Raw genomic sequence first — 21,187 nt, 5'->3', positions numbered from 1 at the left:
CGGGGCGATTCACTTCTTGTTACTTGCTTGCTTGCTTGCTTGCTTGAGGACAGGCGCCTGTGGAGATTTCAGATTTTTTAAGGATGACTTTATAATCAAAAATCCTGAAGCGCGGCGAAACCCAATCCTTGGCGAAAATATTTCATGACCATTAGTCTGTTAGATACCCTAAACGTCCGGTATCGCCGCCTCCGGGTTGCGTCGAACTTACATCGGATGGATACTCTCAGAGCAATGCATCGCGCATGGGCTTATGTGCATGCTACGGTGCTTCCGGGCGACTATTACGAATTCGCCGTCTACAAAGACAATTCTCTGATTAATAGTTGGCTCTCTCAACAACACTTTCGCCGGCGTTTGGAACACTCGGACAAACTTCCGTTTGCGCGAACGGGAACAGTGGCTAACTTCCTGGCTCGGAAACCCACCTTTTACGGATTCGATACCTTTGAAGGCATGCCAGATAATAGCGAGGGCGAGGATGCGCTGGCTTCCGGGTCATTTCAATGCGCCATCGCCGACGTTACCCACCGGTGCGCAGTGGCGGGTCTAGTCTCTCCGACTGTCCGCCTTATACCGTGGTTGTTTGCGGAAACCAAGTCACAAATAGGCCCAGCTCAGGCCGCTATTGTCCACATCGATTGCGACTTGTATCAATCTACGGTTGATGCTCTCGATAGCATCGCCCCCCTGACTCAAGGAACTGTCTTGTTATTTGACGATTACAATCTATTCCGTGCCGACAAACGGCGAGGCGAACGCCGCGCTTTGACCGAATTCACGTTAAAAACCGGCTTAACCTTAGACCCTTGGTTTAGCTATGGCCCAGCGGCGCAGGCATTTCTATGCCATGAATAAACTTAAAAACCAGTTGAGCAGCCCAAACCACATTAGAGAGATTATTCTCAACATATTGCACCTTTCCCCGTTGTCACTGTATCCCACCTTGATGCTTCGCATGCAAGGGGACGATTGGGAATGGTTTGCGAGGATCGCAGGTACCCACCGGCTCGGGCCGATTCTTTACGACAGTATTCTCCGTAAAAACTTAGTAGAGAACACCCCTCCAGGAATCCTAACGGTTTTACAAAAAGCAGCACGCAAGCATACCGTCCGTAACTTGGCCATCGGTCAGGAACTGCTTGCCGTGACGCGCTTGCTTACCGACGCAGGAATACCTTCGCTTGCCCTAAAAGGTGCGTTCCTCGCAAACTTCACCTATCAAGCACTGGGCCTCAGGCCTATGCGCGACCTTGACCTGCTAATTCCCAAAACGCATGTCGTCAAAGCCTTCGAACTACTAATCAAAAATGGCTATCAACCCTGCTACGAGGGGCTACCGGAAGCCTATCTTGACGGTAACAAAATCCATCTGCCTCCCTTAGCGCGCGCCAACGGCATCCCTGTGGAACTCCATCACCGGCTGACTTTCCCAAGTCCCGGCGGTTTTACCGACGACTACGAGTCGAACCTCTGGCGCCGCAGCATTTCTAAACGGCTTGCTAATACCAACATCGAGTTTCCATGCGCGGAAGATATGCTGCTGCATCTTTGCTACCACGCCACAGCGGGCCACCAATTTTCCATCGGCCCCCTAGCCTTGCTGGATTTGGCCTTGCTGGCCCAACACCATCCCCTCGATTGGAAAGAGATTCTGAACCGGGCGTCCAGCGGTTGGCGGCGCTATCTTATCGCCCCGCTCTATCTGGCAAAATTGCATCTGGGCGCGGACGTACCCGACTGGGTTATCGACGAACTGGATGTGGCTCGCGATAAGACTCAATGGCTGGCCAGTGCTGAATATCTGTTATTTTCCGAGCTCGAAGACCACATGTTGTTAAATGCCGGCGTGCAGCAAATCTTATGTTCGAAAAATCCGCTTGAGCGCATTGCCGCCTTCGGCAAAATCGTTTTCCCGACGCGCGCCACTATTGCGACCCATTTCGCCGTCCGTCCCGACTCGGCGTTAGCGTTCCTTTACTACCTGCAGCACTGGCGGAGATTACTGAAGAAGAAGTTACCGTCCTTGCTGTCTAAGCTGGTGAAAAGACCTCGCGACATCGAGAAATTAGCCTCCCATAAGCAGACCTTTAGCCGCTGGCTAGGTAGCTAACGGCAACCAATTACCGAAAGGTATCGCACAGTCTCTTGGAAAACCAAAGGGCACGAGAGCAGCTACCTGATCCAACGGTGAGCAATTCGCAAAGCGCGGATTTGGCATTCCCTGCGAAACTGACGATTTAGAAAATACTTGAGAGACAAGGCGGCATTCGTAAGTTACGGTTACCAAAAAACCTCGGCTAATTATTTCGCACCCAAACGGGCGCGAACGAGTAAACAGAGGAAATAGAAATTGGTGCGCGCATAACGTTCAAACAACCGCACAGGCTCCTGCTTTAAACGGTACAGCCATTCAAGCCCATAACGCTGCATCCAAAGCGGAGCGCGCCGCAAGACGCCGGAAACCACATCAAATGAACCTCCTACCCCCATACCAACGGCAACACCCAACTGATGCCAATGCGCCTGAAGGAAACGTTCTTTCTTAGGCGAGCTGATGCCTATAAACAAGACTCCCGCACCGGATCGTTGAATATCCTGAACGACTTCCGCCTCTTGCGCTGCGGCAAAATAGCCGTCCCGTATCCCGGCAATCTTCAAGCCCGGTGTACTATCCGCCAGGCGTTGGGCAGCTGCCTGCACCACCTCGAGCCGGGCGCCCAATAGGTACACGCCGCTGTCCATCACAGCCGCCAACCCACACAGATCGCCCATCAAATCAATGCCGGCCCGCCGCTCCGGCGCCGCCATACCCAGCACGTTCAGGCCAAGGCTAATGCCGGCGCCGTCCACATGCACCAGTTCAGCCTCACGCAACGCCGCCATCAATGCCGGATCGCCGCGAGCCTCGACCAGCTTGGCTACATTCAACCCTTCGATACGCAACCGCCCCCGGCCACGCAAAGCCTTAGCGGCTTGCTCCAACACTTCAGCGGGCGTAATCAGGTGCAGAGGGCACCCCAGAAAAGCGATGCGTTTAATTTCCATCAGTCCGCCCCCGCCCCTTGCTTACACTGCAAATACAGGGCGGCAACCCGGTGAACGTTACGTTCCCAAGTAAAATTCTCCTGCACCGTGCGACCGACCGTCTCGGATAACGGTGTTACTGCCGCCGCCGCTATCCGCTCGGCCATACACGGCACATTCCCCACCGGAAACAACACCTCCAACCCCAACAAATCGAGAATGGCACGGTTACCCGGAATATCACTGGCCACCACCGGCAAACCCAGCAATAACATTTCTATAAGCACTGTCGGCATGCCTTCTATTGCGGAAGGCAGTACAAACACATCGGCACCAGCGACCAGCTGTGCCACCTCCGCGTCATCAACAAAACCGTAAAATTTTACGCGCGCGCCAACCCCAAGTTCTTCAACTAACGATGCCAGCCGTTCCTCATCCGGACCACGCCCGACAATGTGCAACACCGCCCCGGCCAGGGTGTTGCAAGTCAGCGCGCGGATGGCATCGTCAAGACGCTTGACCGGATCTAAGCGCCCTACAGACAGCAACGCGGGAGCGCCGAGCAACTTGCCGCTGTGCAGACGGCGGCGGCCGTCGACATCGCGTCCGAGAACACAATTGGGAATAATCTCGGGGTGGGCTACCGGCAACCGTCGCGCCGCCAAATATCGAAGCCAATGCTCGGATAAAAGAATGACCGCATTGCTCTGCCGCAATAGCCAACGTTCGCCCGTTGCGTCCCATAAGCGCTTGGCCAGCTTCTTGAGCACCCCACTCCCTTCGTAATAGCAATGCGGCGTATAGATCAGCCGCCGCCTGAGTAAAACGGCCAGGAAAGCCGCGAATGCGGCATAGGGCTTGCGTGCACCGTGGATATGCACAATATCGGCCCATATGACGTGACGCCTAAGTTCGCGCCACCCCGCACGTTCAACTTGATAGGCTCCGCAGCCTGCTGCGCTATCGACCACCTTAGCCACCACCCGAATGGCCATCCCCCGTGCCGCCAGCGTTTCCGCCAATCCGGCAATATGCCGCGCCACGCCGCCGCCGCCCTTTTCCGGCTCGAAATCGTTGTACACGTGAAGAACATTTCCAAACAATGACAATTCCTTAATCGTTTTGTTGAGTTTTAGCCATGACCACCCTGGGTTAGCTTATCATTACTGCGTTTATACCAGAGAAGGTAACATCATGGCCTGGACCGACAAACTGATCGATTATAAGAATCCACATTCGATCGGCTCAATACTCAGGCAGCGCCGAATCGCACCGCTGCTTGAACTGGTGAAGCAATGCTACCGCGAACGCGGCGGCTGCAGAATACTCGACATTGGCGGCACCGAAACGTACTGGCGGATTATCGACAGCGATTTTCTCAACGCCCATAATTGCCGAATCACTCTCGTCAATACTCACCGTGTTGCACAATCCGGCCACCCCCGTTTTACCCATGTAATAGGGAACGGCTGCCAGCTGGACTTTAGCGACTACGCATTTGACATTGCCCATTCCAATTCAGTGATCGAACATGTGGGCAACTGGCAAAACAAAGCGGCGTTTGCCGCCGAAATCAGGCGCATAGCACCGTGTTATTTCGTGCAAACACCCAACTTTTGGTTTCCGGTGGAACCACACTATCTCGCACCGTGCATACATTATCTACCCCTGCATATCCGGGCCATTCTATTATTCCGACTGCCTCTGGGACGGATGAATCGTCCTCGCACAATGGCCGAGTCCCTACAAACTGTACAAGGCATTTCGCTGCTGACGGAACCTATGATGCGGACGCTGTTTCCCGATGCCGACATTCTGGCGGAACGCATATGCGGCATGAAAAAATCGCTAGTAGCTATTCGCCGTTGACGTCCGTGCGCCGCACGCGGGAAAGGCGCGCCACGCGCGCGGCGCCTCCGGCCATTAACCAGGGCGCGGCCATGCCGGATAGGGTCAGAATATGCTCGGACGTCACAAACGTAGTAGCAAAACCGACCAGTAAGGCCGCCAACGCCCAGGCCAATCCTCGCCCACCGCCGTCCGCCGCTGCCAACAAACGGATACAATTGCCGTAATACCACAGAAATACCAGCGCTCCCGGCAATCCCAACTGGAATGCAATCGAAAAGAAAGCACCCTCTCCACCGCCGATTACCGCTGCCCGACTTTGCGCGGCAATCGCCCCCTGCCGCCCGACGCCATCGCCGAACACCGATACCTGGGAAAGCTCCTCAAGATTCCTAAACAACGCATTCCAATGACCGACAGTTGAACTGTCGGAACCGGACAAACTGCTATCGATCGACTGATAGAGCAGTCCTAATGCGGTCACGCCCAGCAAAGCCGCGGCCAGCCAACGGATGCCGCGCCTCGTTCGCAACACACCACTGTTCGCCGCCAACACACCAAACATACCAATGCCTGCCACGATCATGGCTCCGCGCGTAGCGGATTGCCAGATGCCAAAACCTAGCACGCCCGTTAACAACACGGCCGCTAAACGCCACCGGCGGGCAAGCGACGCCAGCGCCATGACCGATACGGCGGCCAGAAAAGCCCCTTGCGCCAACGACGCTGCCAGTAACCCCGCGGCTCGGCGTTCCTTCTCCATATTCCTATAAAAATTCCACGGCAACTGGGTGTCGGGATCCAGTCCTAAGTCAACCCGCTTCACATCGACCATATACTCGGGTAAATGTATAGTATTTATCCAAAACTCGGTATGCCGAATTTCCCACGCACCGAAAACAGTGCTTATTAGACCCAGTAGTATCCAAACCGCCAGCACAGCATGCAATTCCCGCTCGAATCGTAAACAGTAATATCCGGCCAATAACAAAAGCACCGGCAGTACCAGGGTACCCGCCGAAGGTAACGCGATCCCGACCGGTACAGCCTTGACTAGACCTACCGCAAGATAAATGGCAACGAAGACAAAATAAACCACCATGGGGACCATCAACAAGCGAGGGATACGCACCGTCCACAGACACAGCAGCGCAACAACAGCAATTGAAAAGTCCCGCAAAATACGCAGTAAACCCGCCTGAGCCAGGCCAATTCCATAAAGCCAAGCCGCCAGCATGTCGAGTACCGGAAACGCCAGCGCCAGCGCCAACACATAAAAAAATCTAAGTGAGATATAGGGACGCACTATCCCTGCCTACGCGCCAAATAGCGAAATACGTCCTTCAGAAAATATCCCCCCGGAAAAAATCGAAATCGGCGTAACAGGCCATTATTCTAAAGATGAAAACCGACTGGAAACGAAACACCCTACGACGGCGAAGCGGCTGAAACTCTCGCCACCCGTAACGCGAATCCGGCCGGCAGCCACCCAGGCATGGGCCTTCATCTTCGTCTCCGCAATATCACGAGTAACACCGAAAAATAAAACATACGGCACGCCATAAAAACCGAGCAACATTCTCGCTGCTAAAGCTTGCGGAAAACAGTTGGATTTCCAAGGCGTATTCCTAGCAGCCGACAGCACTATTCTTGAAATGGCAAGTGCCATGGCTTCTTCCCTCGCACCGAGTAACGGCACCCAGGCATTGGAACCGTAGGGCGTACCAAAACCCAGGACCAGCAACCGGAAAGGAACCAGCAGAATCAGCAGCCTACTCAGTCCCAGCAAAAACCAAGCAGGCAGCAACCACGCTTTCTCGAATCGGCTCAACCGGGCAAAGCTTCGGATCTTGCGAGTAATTATGAGTAATAACATCAATGTAGGACTGCAAATATCATCTGGATATCCTCCTACATTACCGCCAATCTGGTTTGGGAAGCAACACCACGTTTCTTTACGCCTAATTAAGCGCGCTTGTTTACACCTCTATTTTTTCCTTCCCACTGAGTAATATCCGTCCCAAACAAGGCTGGTACGGCGCGCAGCAAATTGGAGAACGAACTCTAGGTCGCATATAATGGAGCACTCATGTTTTGATACCTTGCCAATACCCGATACTATGACAGTCGTTACAATGCATGCTGACTCTTCAGGGGTTAAATGAGCTCAATCCCGCCTTTTAACGCTTTCGAGCAACCTGCACCCTATCGGCGCATTGAGGGCTTTATGGGAGAGGAGACGGTAACACGATTGCTGGCCCACACCGTCGCGCGCGAGAAGGATTTCCAGCTGACAGGTGTCCACGGCAGAGAAGGAGGCAAAATCAACCCTGAAATTAGAATTTCCCGTGTACTGCGGGATTTCGGCGACTTAAAGGGTGAAATGCAGACCAGATTCACCACCGTCATCGACTTAACAATCAAAGAACTAGGCATGTCTGCCATCGACTTGGAGCATCTGGAACTGGAAATAGTCGCCCATGGCGATGGCGCTTTCTACGGTAAACACATTGACACCATGACCGAATACCCCGATGCCAAGTCTGATCGGGCATTGACTGCGGTCTATTACTTCCACCGTCTGCCCAAAGGCTTTAGCGGCGGTGAATTACGCTTGCACAGCATTGCCGAAACAGAAGAGGGAAAACACTTCATCGACATCGCCCCCGCCCGGGATAGTCTCGTACTATTTCCATCTTGGGCGCCACACGAGGTACGGCCCATATCCTGCCCATCGGGAGATTTCTTAGATAGCCGCTTCGCCATCAATTGCTGGTACCACAATCGTAGAAAAACTGCGTAATGCCACTTGCACCCCCTTCTCCTTTTGTCCGCAACCGGGTCGTCGATACGGTGATTCGAAAACACAGCGAACCGCAGCGCATCGAAGTTTGCTCCCACTCGCTTACCCGAGGATTCATCAAAACATCGATCATTCAAGGCGAGGATACCGGTTTCGAGGTGGCAACTGCCCTGCTAAACGGAAACGAAAGCATCCTGCCACAATTATCGCCAGATGAGGCGATGGCACTATGGCGAGCCGGGCTAATAGTATTACCGGACGAACGAACGCCACCTTTCGCCCCCGAGAGCTTCTCTACGCCGAGAGACTTCTATGCCGCCAATGGCTACACCCTGATCAACAACTGCATATTTCCGGCGATGACTGCTTCATTAATCAGCCATTATCGCGCCAAACTCGAAGCGGGAGCACTTTTGCGCGGCGATGTGCAAGTCGACCGCTATACGGCCCACAATGACCCCGCAGGGCGCGTCGTTCAACAGGCGCTACGGCCGGCGGTAGAACACATCGTCGGAGCCCCGATAAAAGCCAGTTACACCTACACGTCCTTGTATTGCGGCGGCACGGATTTGCCGATCCACACCGACCGCTCCCAGTGCCAATATACGGTATCCCTTCTGATCGACTATCAGCCCATACCAAGTGATGGCATATCGCCGTGGCCGATTCGGGTATACCCCAACGCCAATGATCCGATGGACTGCCATCAGCGCCTTGGCGGCGGGATATTATTTCGCGGCTGCGAAATTCGTCACGGCCGACCAAGTCTTCCGGCGAACGATACTTGCTGGGTCATGCTGTTGCATTACGTCGATGCCGATTTCAGCGGATCACTGGATTGACTAGTCCCACCGCTCCACCCTTTTGCGGACGGGCCAGGCCGGAGGCATGGCTCAGCCGGCATTGGCCCTGGGCCGGCAAAATATACCGCCTGAGTACCATGGGCTTTCCATTTATCCCGGTGCCACGAAGCGACGAGACGATGGATCAGGTAAGGCGCGCGGCGCGGCGCGCCATGTTCGCGGAAAAACCCGGCTGGCAATGTTTAAGCTTGCGCGTATTGATGACTTTGGCCTGGCCTCTCGGGGCAGTAACGGAGGTGTTGTACTACCTGTCGGTGATGCGGCCGGACGAACGACCAAAGTCTTCATTGGCCTGGGCGGGCCGAGGGTACGATATGTTAGCCTTGGCTGTTTTCCGTAACGTGCCGCCGCGCGAATACCACACCTATCGCCTGCACCAGCCTGACCGACGAACCTGGATTACGGACTGCCTTTACGCGCCCGAAGGTTATCCATTACTATCCTGGCTCAACCGTCGCAATGGTGCCGACAATAATACCGTCCAGGACAAAGCCCACTTTGCCGACCTATGCCGCCGTCATGGACTGCCCTGTATTACCACACTGGCGGTATTCAGGGATGGCTCTCAGCTTTGGCCGACAACCCCATTCATTCCTGCCCTACCGCTACTGTGGGCGAAGGACTTGACCGGAAGCCTAGGTGCCGGTGCCGCGCGTTGGCGCTTGGATGCCGAGTATTACCATAACGACGACAGGCAAGTGACCTTATCGCCTAAGACCTTAGCGAGGCAATGGCTGCTGCGGGATTGCCTGATTCAACCTTGCCTGACCAACCATCCCGCGCTGGCTGCGCTGTCGGACGGCACATTGGTGGATTTTCGCGTGGTGACCGGCATCCACCGCGACGGCCGAGTGGAAGTGGTCGCCACCCTGGGCCATCTACCATGTGGCGGACCGTCGAGACGCCGCTATATCACCGGCGCAATTGACAAAGACAGCCAGCGCTTGATATCGCCTACGCTGAGCGGCTTTCAAATTATCAAACATCATCCCGACACCGGGGCCGAGATCACCGCGCAGCCGATTCCATTTTGGCGGACAGCATTGGAACTGGTTGTTAACGCACACAAAAAGGTGCCGGAGTTTTCCCGCTTCGTTTTCCTGGGTTGGGATGTGGCGATCACAGCCGACGGACCACTGCTGATTGAAACCAATTCCGGCTGGGGAGCCTTCAATCATCAGCGCGGTGCCGGCGTACCGTTGGGCTGGACATGTTTTCCCGGCATTGTGGCGGAATATCTGGATTTCTCGCAACAAGGGGATGCCGCGTGCGGTTGATCTGCGGTTTCCTGAATTTTGACGGACGCCCCGCTGAAGAGCGGCGCCTGGACGCCATGGCGACGGCAATGATCCAACCCGGTTTGCGTCCACGCATCGCCAAGTGCGTGGACGGCCCCATCGCGCTGGCGATGTTGGATTTCGCAGCAAAATCTGACGAGAGGAAGCCTGCAACCAATCTGCCGCAAGGGCCGAGTGGCTTATCGCTGGCTGCCGATATTCGGCTCGATGCCCCTGACGAATGTACTGACGATTTCAGCCTGCTGGCTTTGCTGGAACAAGGGGGAACCAACAACATCGAACAGCTGGCCGGCGATTTCGCCTTTGCCGCCTGGGATCCAAGACACCGCACCTTGCTGCTTGCCCGTGACGGCATGGGCGTACGGCCGCTATTCTTGGCCCAGCGGCCCGGCAGTGCATTCGTCTTTGCCTCTCTGCCGCGAGGCTTGCATGCGTCCGGTCTGATTTCCAAGAAATTGGAGCAGTCGTTCATCGTCAACGAATTATTGTTGCAATCGAACCAGCCGCAGCACTCGCTGTTCTCCGGCGTGGAAAGACTGATACCCGGCGATTGGCTAAGGGTCGCCCAAGACGGGAAAAGCGAACAGGGGCAACATTGGCGACTCAATCCGGCGACGGCAGGCCGGCTTAAGATAAACGCCAAGGATGCGGCTGCGGAGCTGTCTACGTTGATCTCTGCTGCGGTAAGCCGGCGTCTGCCTGCGACAGGGCCGGTAGCCTCCCATCTCAGCGGTGGCATGGACTCCTGTGCTCTAGCCATTCTGGCGGCGCGGGCGCTGCGCCCGCTTGGACGTGATCTGCTGGCCTATTCCTTGCTGCCAACGCCTTTTAACGAACACGCATTTGGCGGCGCGGGCCAATTCATCGCCCCGGTACTGCGGCAAGAGCCGGATATGATGTGGTTTCCGATGCAAGCGGAGGATCCCCTGGCCTGCGTTCTGCCTAAGATGGATGAAGATCAACTTTTCCCCGCCGACCCAAGCCATCCCGAAGTACGGATCATGGCCGATGCCTCGGTGCGCGGCGCGCAAACCTTATTTTCGGGCTGGGGTGGCGACGAAGGAGCCAGCTATAATCACCGCGGCGTATTGGCCGAGGCGCTGCTGACCTGGCACTGGGGCTATTTGACAAGGGAGTTGCGAGCAATGGCAGCTCAGCGGCAAAAGTCGGTGGCGCGGACGGCATGGAGCGAGATAGCTCCCTATCTTGGGGAGGACGGATACATGCACTAGTCGGCCGGCTGCTGGGGAAAGAGGCGATGGCGCGGTCACAGGAGGCTTTGGCTGATCTACTGCGGCATGAAATAGTGATAGAGCGCAACTTGGCGCTTCCAGCCTTTCCACCCGATACCCGCCGTATCCGCTTCAATCTATTGACCCGCCCCGGCTTGCTTCGAAGAATAGAGCAATGGTCACTACTTAGCGCACGTTACGGGATGAGTACCACCTTTCCCTTGCTGGATCGCCGGGTGGTGGAGTTTGCGTTGTCGCTACCCAGCGAACTTTTCCTGCGCGAAGGCTGGTCGCGGCGGGTGTTCCGCGATGCCATGTCCGGCGTGTTACCGAATGAATTGTGCTGGAAACAGTCCAAGGTCGATCTCATTGGGGTAATGCCGCTCTATGTGGCAACCCAGCAATCGTTGTTACTGGAGCGTTTGGTGGATTGGCGAGGCTCTCCCCAAATCTGCGAATTTTTCGATCTTGATGCGGTGGAGGTGAGGTTACGCTCGCTACCGCCACCGGCCGATTTAGCAAGGCTATTAGATATCGGTATTGGTAAATACGCTGATTTCAGTCAGGCCCACACTCTACTACGCACCATGCAATTCATCGCTTTTCTAGAACAACACGGATAACGCTTCAGTGAGAAGAATCGTCGAGCAGGTCACGTTCGCGCAAGGCAATCAAGAAGCGTTCCACTTCCCGCCGAGCGGTATCGGCTTCCACTTTATACTCGGCAGTCAATGACACCACCAGATCATCGAGAGTAATTGGCTCGGCTAGCAGTTCCCAGATGCGCGTACCGACATCGTTAAGGTTGAAATATTTACCTTGAAGCACGCTCATCATCAGCAATTCGTCACCCACTTTAGTGGATAACGCCTCGTCGCTACGGCGCAAAATACTATTCGGTAGGGGATAGGCTTCTGTCATGGTTCGTCCTTCTATTGTTTTGTTGTGTACGGTCCCGCCATGGTCATTTTTACATAGGGGAAGAAAGAATTCACAAATAACCAAATTCCGCCATCACCTCGCCGTGAGCGGCGACGATAGCGGCTGCTTGTTCGGGTGTCAGCGCATCGACCCATTCGCAGACGCGACCGGAGCGGAAAAACGGCGCCGTCGATATAGCTTGCCGTTCGCGGAAACCCTTTTCCGCCTCCTGTTGCTGCAATTCGGTGAAATCGGCAAAGCTCACGGCTTGTTCCACGGTCTCTTGCGATGCACCTATCTGCAAAAAGCCCAGAATACGACTGAAAACCTCCGCGGTGTCCGCTCGCAAATCCTCGTAGCGGCAGACGTGAATCGGCACGTCATTCTGGCGGGTCCAGCTCCGCACATGATTACTCCAATCAAGTAGCGGTTGCGGCAATTGCCCGCGTTCCGTGCCCAACTTGCCACCCATTCGCGTGTCGGCGGAAAGCAACCTATCTATTGCGGTATCGATTGAAAAACCGCAGTGAAAAGACAAAGATACCGCGACGTCGCGGGGATCACGCACAAAATACAGCGCGCGGGCCGCAGTCTTACCCGTTAACGGGGTGCCGTCATGCAACCGAAAGTAAGCGTCATGCAGTTTGACGAATACGTCCTTGTTTTCCGCCGCTGCTTGCTCGGCAATAAAGTCAGCCAGCAAAGGGCGCAACGGATACGTTTCCTCTTTGCTTAAAAGATTCGTATCGATTAGCGTCAGTTCTTCGACATGAAGGCGGTTAACGATATTGCAAGCATTCACCGCAATCTGGTTAATATCCACTGCCTGGTTTTTGCCGGATAGCAGGTTGGCCAGCAACAGGCGTACCCAGGTATTGCCCGACTTGGGATAAGAGGCCAACCAGACCACTCCCGCCATCAGGCCGGCATCTCCATCAACTTTGTCACGGCGGCCACGGTAGCGGGGAGCTGTTCGAGCCCTAGCGTCCGCTCCAGCAGAAACACCCGAGTTCCTCCCAACAAAGTGGCAATCTGACCGAACAGTTCGGCGTCGCGCGCCATCCGCTGGGCTAGAACACCTCTGAAAACCTCTTCTCGCAACAGCGGTGCGGCATCCGTCAAATCCAACCGGGTTATTTTCGGCGGAGCCGGCGGCTCTATCGGCTCTCGCGTGCGCAGCAATAACACTACCGCCAATGGTGTTGGCCGCGGCTCGCCACCCGCTTCATACCCCGACGGCGTAACGTGGAATTTTTGCATTCGCTCCCGTACCGCAGCACCTTGCAGTTGTCCAAGGCCGAGATGATCGACGGCATCTGCCCACAATCGGTGCTGGCGGCCATCGGGCACAACCATCGGCACACCTGCTTTGTCAAACCTGACCGCCGCGATGTCGTCGCCGACGAAGGAGCCGCCACTCCTACACAGTGCTGCCGCCAAGGTAGATTTACCGGTCCCGGTCGGGCCGCACAAGCCGATGGCGCGCCCCTTCCAAGCGACTGTGGCGGCGTGCAAGGCCAGAACGCCGCGCTGGTGCAGGATGGCGGCAAAGCCGGTTGACAGGACGAAGGGGACAACATCGGATTCCTTAACGCCCGGCGCCGGCTGCACCGATATTTCGCGTCCATCGGCCACTAACATCCTGGCTATTCCTGGGAGATTCAGTAAAAAACGTTGTCCGGCAACCGTCCAGGTCGGACCGACATAATCGGCTCCGTCAAGAGACTCCGGCACAGTGGCGCGGCATATCTTAACGTCGGGCGAGGAAGTAACGGGAATAAAGCGCAACATTCCGGGCAACGGCAGAGCCGTCCCCACGGATAAGCCGCAGACTAAATAACCCGGTAATTCCTGTGTCATCGGCAGGAAGCTTTGGCGGCAGTTCACACCACTCAGGACCCTGTGCTTGCAGAAGCCTCGGTAGGCCAACTAACAGGCTTTCCTTCCGTCAGACTCCTAATGCTCTGGTCGCGGATTTCCGGCGTAGTCCAGGCTTTGCGGATTTCCGGCGTAGTCCAGGCTTTCTTGGTGGTGACGATTTCGGCAACGTGCTCTAGGCTATTGTTGGTGGTGTCCATGGATTTTTCCCGGTAATTGACAGGCCCAGCACGCACTGGTCCGCGGATTCTAACATCGCCTCCCTGGGCTTACAATAATCAGCCCAAGCGCCCCTCCCGAGCAGTTGCCAATTCAACTTCAAGCCCGCGACTTACGCGAATTACATCGCCCGGTCTTTCATCCCCGCCTACCGCCTTGAAAGCCTGGCTAAAGTGCGTAGTACAATTAATAGTGGCTAAGCTAAGACGGAAAACATCAGCACCTGATCGCCGAAACGATCAGGTGCTGATGTGTTTATGGAGATTGAGTGCTGCCAGTCAGATGCAGGTCACGGAGGTGATACCGAAAGTAGCTCTCAAGGAGAATATATGTGACCGAGATTTTTTAAAAACGGGATGGCAAGAATGTAGCTGCGTTCGCCTTGGCTAACAACAAGAAAGCTCGCTTTGTTTGGGCCTTGCTGGCGAAAGACAGAATTACCCGGCTTGATTACTCCTCAGCAGCCGAGCTTGCCAAAGTATAACAATCCATTGGATAAACCCGGTTAAGGAGTTGTTCTATCGATTGAATGGACAATCATAAAATGATGGCGAAACTGGCCAGTCCGTGATTGAGTAAACCTGACCCGGCTATGCAATTTTGAGTGCGCGGCGTTGCTGAGGACTCGACAGCGGATTCCATCAGGAGCAGAAGCTTTCGCTTCATAGCTAAAGCCCAGAATACGGCTGCAATCTTTACCTTCTCAATGTCATTGATTGAAAGCTTTGCAAAAAGTGGGCATCCATTTGTGGCGGGGGTGATTTAACTCCCAACAAGGATAAGCGAACTTTGGAAATCACCAGCTACATCAACCAGAACCATAATTCAAAACTTAACCGAAAGTATGATTCAACCGCTTTTTGTGTTTTTAGATACTGCTTACGTTAGGGTTGGTTACGTTGTAAAAACGTATCCCGGAATGTATCCAGAAACAGCATTTGTAAGACTAACCTTTAGGGGATAATTTATAACTCATTGATTTATTTGGTCGGGACGGCGGGATTCGAACCCACGACCCCTTGTCCCCCAGTCAAATAGAGCTTTTTATCAACCAATAAAATCAACAACTTGCAGACCTCGCAATTTAATAACCTACTACAGTAGCATCAATATCAGCGTCATTTCTATCTTGCAATACTACAATTTTACTACACCACTACTACACCGAGACATGTGGCGAATCTGGCTCCACGAACAACTGATGATAACGCTCCGGTATTAAAATAAATTATTCCGCATAGTTAACTTAATGCTTTTGTTGCCATACTGAAAACTCCAGAGGACGCAACCCAAAACGAATAGCATTTCCCGCATGTAACGTCTTGAGTTCGCTTCGTACCAAGTTAAGGAATTTCTGTTTGTCTTCTTGAGACACAGAATCCGGAATGCCAGCCAAGATTGATGTGTCATCTGCTGCCTGTCCGTCCCGGACAATGGCTCGTATTGCTTCGGCCAGCTCGTTTCGATATCGTAATCGAAAGATGTCCGGCGGCACGAGTTGCTGTTGTACGGCAACGTATTGCTGGCATGAACGTTCGTAAGCCCAGATGTAGACATCTTTCAAAAATTCAATTCGATTCAGCTCATAGATTCCGAGGACCGCATCCACGTAAGCCTGCTGTGGCACATCGATGAAGGACAATGGACAAAGATTGTGTTGAATCAGCGGAATATTAGCCGCCAAGCGCGAAACTCGTTTGTTGACGTCTTCGAAGGGTTGCAAGTAAGGCAAATGCACCATCAGGAAAAACGATTGTTCAAACGGATCGTTGATTTCCGCCGCCATGCTCATGATAATCCCGAACAACTCATCAATCCGTTGCGGCATCGCAATCGGCAAATAAACGCTGCCGCCGATATCGACCGCACGGTTGCGTAGACGACCACAACTCATCGGGTCTGCCAACAAACCATCCGATAAAAAAGCATGTAAGGCAACAATGGTTTCGGCCGTTACGCCAGTATGCTCGATATCGCGGACCAAATATTCGATCGCCGACTTGTGATTGAGTATCATCTGGGTTTCCATGACATCCTTCCCCTCAGCCACCTGTCCGAATTCGATCAAACGTTCGGTATCCAGTCGGCTATAGGTGTTGCCTTCCAAGCGGGAAGAAGCCCACGAAAGATCAATGAGCAGCCGATTCAGAATGTCACGGGCAAAGGTGCCTGCCGGTCTTTGCTCAGCCGGCGACCTACCCAAGGTATGGAATTGTTCCCGTAAACAGGCAGGTAAGTAATAGGTGTTGTTGGGATAGTACTGCCCCAAGAAATCAGGCTGATAGCTGACGGGGGGACGTTGAGTCCGAGGTTGAGTAATAAAGGACCTGATCTCTTCGCCTTTTGGCGAAATGGGAATATAGACTTCGTCAAGGTTTTGCCGATTTTCATCATCGACCGGACAGATGACTCCCCTACCCTGAATGGTTCGTGCAATTTTGTACTTCAGTGCACGCCCCTCGCCTTCGCTGATAATGCGGCGCTCAGCGATCAATGTGGCCAAACGGCGTTGTAAAGTGCGCCCTTTCATATCGAAATCTAGCCGTTGGGCAATGTCTTTCGCGCCGATACCTTCAGGATATTGGGCAATCAGCTTCACAATTCGATCCAGTTCTTCCGGAGGGACTATTTTTGGCATGATTTATTTTTGTGTCGCTATTAACTTAATTGCGTCACTTAATATGTCATCAAACAATAAATCGCGCCATAAAATATTTTGAGTGACAGAACTCCCCCCTCTGGTTGCTGAGTTCCAATCGGTTATACTCAATCGAAAGACGTGGCCGATTAAATAGGGTTGCTACTGCTTAATGCAAACAACCCAGTGATCAGGCGCTGAACAGCTTCGCCAGCTTGTGCCGGACTTAACATGCCATAGGATATTCGCAGATAACAAACGTCCTGCATACCAAAGGCACAACCAGGAATGGCGGCGACTTTGAATTGTTTGATCAGACGTTCGTCGAGTTCAAGATCACTTAATAAAGTTTTGATTTTTTGGGCTTTGTTGCATAAATTGAGGCAAGGATAAACTGCCCCTTTTCCCCAAATCGCCAGACGGATTTAGGGCATGCCCACGGTGATCGGCGTTCCCAACTGGGTAAACCGATTCAATAGCGCCGCTCGAATTTGTAACTCAGCGACTTGGCTGGTAAAGGTTCGCGCCCTGACCCGTTCGCCCAGCAGCTTGAAGCAACGCATTTTGGTTTCCACCAGGCTACGGCGATGATAACCGCTCCATTTTTTCCAGATGGCTCTGCCTAACCGTTGCATGGCGCGCAGTGTTTCGTTTCGGGCTTGGGCACCTGGCGTATTTTCTTTCCAAGGCTTGCCATTTTTGCGCACGGGAATAATGGCCGCTGCGTCCCGTTCGGCAATCCTTATTCAATCCAGATCAACTCGACCCGGCGATTTTCCGATTTGCCAGCTTCCGTCGCGTTATCGGCGATGGGTTGGGTTTCGCCATAACCTTTTGCGGACAATTTGTTGGAGACGCCTTTCAATTTCAGATATTCAACTACCGAATTTGCCCGGCGTTGCGAGAGCTTCATATTATAGGAGTCACTACCTTCGCTGCTGGCGTGACCTTGCACCTGAATTTCATTTTTCTGCGGGAACGGGATCAAGTCCTTGGCGACGCCATCCAATAGTTCCTTGGCATTTAGACCCAATTCTGCGGAATCGTATCTAAAATGCTCTCCCTTTAGTATTAATCTGACGGCGCAACCTTTAAGATCAACGGTGGCGCCTTTGATGGTACCAGGGCATTTATCCAAGCAATCGTTGACGCCGTCGGCATCCGCATCCAGTGCACTGCAATCAGGTTTGGATGCCGCCACAATCGGCGGTGGTGCGGTGCGTGTATCGGATTTTGCGGCATATTTGGGTTTGTCACCAAATGGAATCACCACACCAATATTGACCGTCATATCGTGGAATTCGTCGGTGCCCGGTTGAACATGAGCATTTAGATTATTGTTGTAGCGATAACGCACATCGCTGCGAATCAATAAGTTGTCATTCACCTCGTAAGTGGCGCCGACGCCGGCTTCGCCGATAAAACCGATACCGCAATTAGCTGACGCGCAGGTGTTCATGCCGCCCAAGCCTACTACTACATATGGCGAGAATTTATCGCGGAATAAATAATATTGCGCATCGGCACTACCGCCGGCCAAATCCCAAGGACCGTTATCGCCGCCAAAACCTTGATAAAAGCCTTTTAACTCGACGTTAAAATGTTGATCGATGATTTTACCCACGCCGACACCGCCGCCCCAACCGTCTCTGGCATGCCTATCACCGCCGCTGTTAATAAAGGTTGCGAACGGAGCAACATACCAACGATTGTCTTGGCTTTGATCGGCGGCCTGGGCCTGGGTCATCATAGCCAGACCGGTTAAGGCGGCTATCGGCAGTATCTTTTTAGTAAACATAGTGATTCCTTTGGCGTGAAAATCGGGATTGGTAATTAACGCCGATTTAACTAAAGCGTCCTAAATCGATCGGCGTTGTTGTAAATAAGCTGTTAAGTAGCTTATTCGCAACAGCAACACCCTGTCGGTGCGGTAGCGCACATATATACTCCCGCTTTCCAGGTATGCCTGAGGTACCTGCCACCACCGACGCTTCAAAAGCTTTATGTTCGCTAACGTACCGACTATGACTGGCTTTGCAATTACAGTGTATTCAAGGTTTCACCAACCCTACTCGCAAATTTATGACAATGCGTTAGTTCAACCGGTTAACTAAGACGTCTTCGCCTTAGGGTGACCGAGCATTTGTTACATAGCGTTATTTTTAGCCCGGGAGAATTAACCATGAAAAACCTCAGTCGATTTTTATCCGCATTTATTGTGGCCTTTACATTACTTAGTGCCGCCGGTTGCGCATCGACACATAAACACGAAGGCACCGGGGAATATGTCGACGACAGCGTCATCACTACTAAGGTGAAGGCAATGTTGTTTGACGAGCCTAACTTGAGATCAGGACAGATCAATGTCGAAACCTTCAAAGGCATCGTGCAATTGAGCGGTTTCGTCGGCACCCAGGCCGATATTAATAAAGCCGTGGAAATTGCGCGCGGCGTCAAAGGCGTTCAATCCGTCAAAAACGATATGCGTCTTAAATAACCCAGGAAACCAATATGGAAACCATCGATAAAGCATCCAATTACGCCCACGAAGCGGTAGATAAAATCGCCAACGCCTCCCATCAAGCTGCGGAAACACTAGACGAAAAAAGCGAGCAACTAAAAACAGCCGAGCAGCGTATCGTGAAAAACTGTCAGGTCTATATCCGCGACAATCCGGTAACGGCATTGGGCATTGCGGTAGCCAGCGGCTTTCTGCTCAGCCGTCTGCTGAGCAGCCGCTAACTCCCAGTTGTCCATTGACCCGAATGCGTCCATAAGGACCAAGGAAAACCGGCAGTCTGCCATGCATGCCGCGCCATCCAACGACGTCGGCATGCTGGAGGACATTCAATTGCTCTGGGAAGATTTACAGGGTTTAAGCCACGATCGCTTTAGGCTTGCCGCTTTGGAAACGCGGCGGGCCGGCCAAAGTCTAATTACAATGGTCGCGGCAGCGGTGATGCTTGGTTTGTTGCTGAGTGCCGCCTGGCTGGGCTTACAGGCCGCCGGGGTACAGTGGCTGATCGAGCATGATCTTCGGACCAGCAGCGCCATACTGTTCGCGGTAGCCTTCAATCTACTGCTGGCATTAAGCCTGCTCGGGCTGATCCGCCGCCGGAGCCGCTATTTACAATTCCCGGCCACACAGCATAGCCTTAAGCCCGTGTCTAAAGACTTTGCCAATAAGGACATCCGATGATGCCAGCTTGGATTCAACATAGAAAGGCCGTCGGTTCTTTAAACGCGCAAATCAGAAATGCGGAAAGACAAGTTTTGAAGCGTCGTCAGTCGCTCGGAAATCGCACCACTTCACTGCTGGAAAATATCCATAAACAAATGACCGCACCTGCCACACTGCTGCTGGCAAGCGGCATAGGATTCATAGCGGGCGAACTCAGTAAATGCCCTCCGCCTAGGCCTGCCCCACTACCGGAACCTACAGAAAATACCAACGTCTCAGCAAGCATGCATTTACGTCATGTGCTAAGTTTTCTGCTGTCGGCTCATACGCTGTACAACGCCTTACCGATAGCTTGGATGACGAAAAGCTTTCAACAGTCACGAACCAAACCAAGCAATGCAAGGCGATACAATCGCGCGACAAGTGCTGCCGCTAAAACTGAAGACAATGGACTGACAACCAGCTGAATTTCGCAAACTAACTTTTTCCTACTTGCCGCAAACAATAACGCGCTCCCCGCCACCAAGGTCTCTACTCCGGCCCAAACAACCGGTACATTGACAGTCTGAGTATCTTTTAACGATAGTTAGAATGGGGGCCTCATGCGGCCTGCTGCGTTTCCTTGGTATAGCTGAAACCGCCGTAGATCAGTTCCAATGCCCCGGCAATAATCAACAGCATGACCATGATTTTGGTCAAACCCGGCATGACCAGCCGCATCCAAATTCCACGACTTGCCATTGCAAAATTAGATCCGGCAAAGCTCCAAACCAAGCTATCGATAGAAGCAAACGCTTGGTTTTGCAATACTTATAAAGCCCTTCGACCTTGAATTACGCGAAGTACAATCGCTATAAGCGCGATTACCAGTAATAGATGAATGAACCCGCCAAGCGTGTACGCAGACACCAAACCCAGCGCCCAAAGGATGATAAATAGTACGGCTACAGTTTCAAGCATGATCTTTCTCCGCTAACTGCCGTCGAGTGACAGCGAAATAAACCCCGAATGACGTTTAGAATTTAGCGGGTTATAGGTCGTCCTTGATGTCTTGTTTCAGATCACCAAAACCGGACTGAACCTTGCCCAGATTCTTCTCGACATTGCCTTTTAACTCCAACTCTTTGTCGTCCAGAATCACGCCAGCAGCTTCTTTGACTTTACCTTTAACTTCTTCAACGCGGCCTTTTACTTGATCTTTATTCATGATGATCTCCAACTGAATTAGCCATGAGCAAAATGCCATGGCCCAGCGCGGAAGTTTCTTCCGCTGCCTGGT

Annotated in this window: 24 protein-coding genes and 2 pseudogenes; 13 read left to right on the top strand and 13 right to left on the bottom strand. The window is 53.1% G+C overall.

Annotation, left to right across the window (positions count from 1 at the left end; genetic code table 11):
- The first annotated feature begins 144 nt into the window (after positions 1-144).
- Positions 145-858 carry a TylF/MycF/NovP-related O-methyltransferase gene (locus tag EBB_RS18365; RefSeq protein ID WP_192395212.1) on the top strand — a complete coding sequence of 238 codons (714 nt, stop codon included), beginning with the start codon at positions 145-147 and terminating at the stop codon, positions 856-858.
- Positions 851-2,113, top strand: coding sequence for a nucleotidyltransferase domain-containing protein (locus tag EBB_RS18360; protein ID WP_195880894.1), 1,263 nt, complete (start codon positions 851-853; stop codon positions 2,111-2,113). Before EBB_RS18365 ends, EBB_RS18360 begins: the two co-directional genes overlap by 8 nt.
- Positions 2,114-2,304: 191 nt before the next feature.
- Here EBB_RS18360 and EBB_RS18355 read toward each other — a convergent pair whose 3' ends face one another.
- Both EBB_RS18355 and EBB_RS18350 read right to left on the bottom strand, forming a co-directional pair.
- Positions 2,305-3,048, bottom strand: a complete 744-nt coding sequence (locus tag EBB_RS18355) for a WecB/TagA/CpsF family glycosyltransferase (protein WP_192395210.1) — start codon at positions 3,046-3,048, stop codon at positions 2,305-2,307.
- Positions 3,048-4,109: a glycosyltransferase family 4 protein gene (locus tag EBB_RS18350; protein WP_223146870.1), complete on the bottom strand. Its 1,062-nt coding sequence runs from the start codon at positions 4,107-4,109 to the stop codon at positions 3,048-3,050. The genes EBB_RS18355 and EBB_RS18350 overlap by 1 nt, the downstream gene beginning before the upstream one ends.
- A 112-nt stretch (positions 4,110-4,221) precedes the next feature.
- Between EBB_RS18350 and EBB_RS18345 the strand changes: the two genes are divergently transcribed.
- The gene (locus EBB_RS18345) at positions 4,222-4,896 is read left to right on the top strand and encodes a class I SAM-dependent methyltransferase (RefSeq protein ID WP_192395208.1); all 675 of its coding nucleotides are present in this window, start codon (positions 4,222-4,224) and stop codon (positions 4,894-4,896) included.
- Here EBB_RS18345 and EBB_RS18340 read toward each other — a convergent pair.
- Together EBB_RS18340 and EBB_RS18335 are read right to left on the bottom strand one after the other, a co-directional pair.
- Positions 4,883-6,181, bottom strand: a complete 1,299-nt coding sequence (locus EBB_RS18340; RefSeq protein ID WP_192395207.1) for an O-antigen ligase family protein — start codon at positions 6,179-6,181, stop codon at positions 4,883-4,885. The genes EBB_RS18345 and EBB_RS18340 overlap by 14 nt on opposite strands.
- Positions 6,182-6,265: 84 nt before the next feature.
- The gene (locus EBB_RS18335; protein WP_192396397.1) at positions 6,266-6,751 is read right to left on the bottom strand and encodes a lasso peptide biosynthesis B2 protein; all 486 of its coding nucleotides are present in this window, start codon (positions 6,749-6,751) and stop codon (positions 6,266-6,268) included.
- Positions 6,752-7,036: 285 nt separating this feature from the next.
- On the opposite strand from EBB_RS18335, the gene EBB_RS18330 reads away from it, so the two are divergent.
- From EBB_RS18330 to EBB_RS18310, 5 genes are read left to right on the top strand one after another with little or no spacing between them, the layout of a single operon-like run.
- On the top strand, positions 7,037-7,678 hold the full coding sequence (locus EBB_RS18330; protein ID WP_192395206.1) for a 2OG-Fe(II) oxygenase: 642 nt from the start codon (positions 7,037-7,039) through the stop codon (positions 7,676-7,678).
- Positions 7,678-8,520 (top strand): hypothetical protein, encoded by an 843-nt coding sequence (locus EBB_RS18325; protein ID WP_192395205.1) that lies wholly within the window; start codon positions 7,678-7,680, stop codon positions 8,518-8,520. Before EBB_RS18330 ends, EBB_RS18325 begins: the two co-directional genes overlap by 1 nt.
- Positions 8,517-9,818: a sugar-transfer associated ATP-grasp domain-containing protein gene (locus tag EBB_RS18320; RefSeq protein WP_195880893.1), complete on the top strand. Its 1,302-nt coding sequence runs from the start codon at positions 8,517-8,519 to the stop codon at positions 9,816-9,818. The genes EBB_RS18325 and EBB_RS18320 overlap by 4 nt, the downstream gene beginning before the upstream one ends.
- 56 nt (positions 9,819-9,874) lie before the next feature.
- Entirely contained in the window at positions 9,875-11,071 is a 1,197-nt protein-coding gene (locus tag EBB_RS18315) for an asparagine synthase-related protein (RefSeq protein WP_192395203.1), read from the top strand.
- A 26-nt stretch (positions 11,072-11,097) separates the two neighbouring features.
- On the top strand, positions 11,098-11,694 hold the full coding sequence (locus EBB_RS18310; protein ID WP_192395202.1) for an asparagine synthase-related protein: 597 nt from the start codon (positions 11,098-11,100) through the stop codon (positions 11,692-11,694).
- 4 nt (positions 11,695-11,698) lie between these two features.
- Here the strand turns inward: EBB_RS18310 and EBB_RS18305 are convergent, their stop codons facing one another.
- The 4 genes from EBB_RS18305 to EBB_RS18290 all read right to left on the bottom strand — a co-directional run bounded on the left by EBB_RS18305 (position 11,699) and on the right by EBB_RS18290 (position 14,070).
- Positions 11,699-11,992 carry a PqqD family peptide modification chaperone gene (locus tag EBB_RS18305; RefSeq protein WP_192395201.1) on the bottom strand — a complete coding sequence of 98 codons (294 nt, stop codon included), beginning with the start codon at positions 11,990-11,992 and terminating at the stop codon, positions 11,699-11,701.
- A 70-nt stretch (positions 11,993-12,062) separates the two neighbouring features.
- Entirely contained in the window at positions 12,063-12,911 is an 849-nt protein-coding gene (locus tag EBB_RS18300) for a sulfotransferase domain-containing protein (RefSeq protein ID WP_192395200.1), read from the bottom strand.
- Complete coding sequence (locus tag EBB_RS18295; protein WP_192395199.1) at positions 12,911-13,852, bottom strand: ATP-binding protein; 942 nt, start codon at positions 13,850-13,852, stop codon at positions 12,911-12,913. Before EBB_RS18295 ends, EBB_RS18300 begins: the two co-directional genes overlap by 1 nt.
- Positions 13,853-13,884: 32 nt before the next feature.
- Positions 13,885-14,070 carry a hypothetical protein gene (locus tag EBB_RS18290; protein ID WP_192395198.1) on the bottom strand — a complete coding sequence of 62 codons (186 nt, stop codon included), beginning with the start codon at positions 14,068-14,070 and terminating at the stop codon, positions 13,885-13,887.
- 368 nt (positions 14,071-14,438) lie between these two features.
- Between EBB_RS18290 and EBB_RS26755 the strand changes: the two are divergent.
- Positions 14,439-14,573 (top strand): annotated as a pseudogene (locus tag EBB_RS26755) (IS110 family transposase); the annotation flags it as partial.
- Positions 14,574-15,335: 762 nt separating this feature from the next.
- On the opposite strand, the gene EBB_RS18285 reads toward EBB_RS26755, so the two are convergent.
- The 3 genes and pseudogenes from EBB_RS18285 to EBB_RS18275 all read right to left on the bottom strand — a co-directional run bounded on the left by EBB_RS18285 (position 15,336) and on the right by EBB_RS18275 (position 18,525).
- Positions 15,336-16,688, bottom strand: coding sequence for a Fic family protein (locus EBB_RS18285; RefSeq protein WP_229427605.1), 1,353 nt, complete (start codon positions 16,686-16,688; stop codon positions 15,336-15,338).
- A gap of 464 nt (positions 16,689-17,152) precedes the next feature.
- A pseudogene (locus EBB_RS18280) lies at positions 17,153-17,467 on the bottom strand (transposase); the annotation flags it as partial.
- A 2-nt stretch (positions 17,468-17,469) separates the two neighbouring features.
- Entirely contained in the window at positions 17,470-18,525 is a 1,056-nt protein-coding gene (locus EBB_RS18275) for an OmpA family protein (protein ID WP_192395196.1), read from the bottom strand.
- Between the two features lie 384 nt (positions 18,526-18,909).
- Here EBB_RS18275 and EBB_RS18270 point away from each other — a divergent pair, with 384 nt between their 5' ends.
- The 4 genes from EBB_RS18270 (at position 18,910) to EBB_RS18255 (ending at position 20,375) form a co-directional block, all read left to right on the top strand.
- Complete coding sequence (locus EBB_RS18270; RefSeq protein WP_192395195.1) at positions 18,910-19,224, top strand: BON domain-containing protein; 315 nt, start codon at positions 18,910-18,912, stop codon at positions 19,222-19,224.
- 14 nt (positions 19,225-19,238) lie between these two features.
- Complete coding sequence (locus EBB_RS18265) at positions 19,239-19,469, top strand: ElaB/YgaM/YqjD family protein (protein WP_192395194.1); 231 nt, start codon at positions 19,239-19,241, stop codon at positions 19,467-19,469.
- A gap of 61 nt (positions 19,470-19,530) precedes the next feature.
- Entirely contained in the window at positions 19,531-19,926 is a 396-nt protein-coding gene (locus EBB_RS18260) for a phage holin family protein (protein ID WP_192395193.1), read from the top strand.
- Complete coding sequence (locus EBB_RS18255) at positions 19,923-20,375, top strand: hypothetical protein (RefSeq protein WP_192396469.1); 453 nt, start codon at positions 19,923-19,925, stop codon at positions 20,373-20,375. Before EBB_RS18260 ends, EBB_RS18255 begins: the two co-directional genes overlap by 4 nt.
- A gap of 343 nt (positions 20,376-20,718) precedes the next feature.
- On the opposite strand, the gene EBB_RS18245 is transcribed toward EBB_RS18255, so the two are convergent.
- Together EBB_RS18245 and EBB_RS18240 are read right to left on the bottom strand one after the other, a co-directional pair.
- Positions 20,719-20,868 carry a lmo0937 family membrane protein gene (locus tag EBB_RS18245; RefSeq protein WP_132325349.1) on the bottom strand — a complete coding sequence of 50 codons (150 nt, stop codon included), beginning with the start codon at positions 20,866-20,868 and terminating at the stop codon, positions 20,719-20,721.
- 70 nt (positions 20,869-20,938) lie between these two features.
- A complete protein-coding gene (locus EBB_RS18240) occupies positions 20,939-21,115 on the bottom strand; it encodes a CsbD family protein (protein WP_192395192.1) in 177 nt (58 codons plus the stop codon).
- Positions 21,116-21,187: the final 72 nt, after the last annotated feature.

The organism is Methylomonas fluvii (genome assembly GCF_014850975.1).
In the GTDB taxonomy this organism is placed as follows: domain Bacteria; phylum Pseudomonadota; class Gammaproteobacteria; order Methylococcales; family Methylomonadaceae; genus Methylomonas; species Methylomonas fluvii.
Note: the sequence above shows the minus strand (reverse complement) of the source record. Positions and strands in the feature narration are given on the sequence as shown.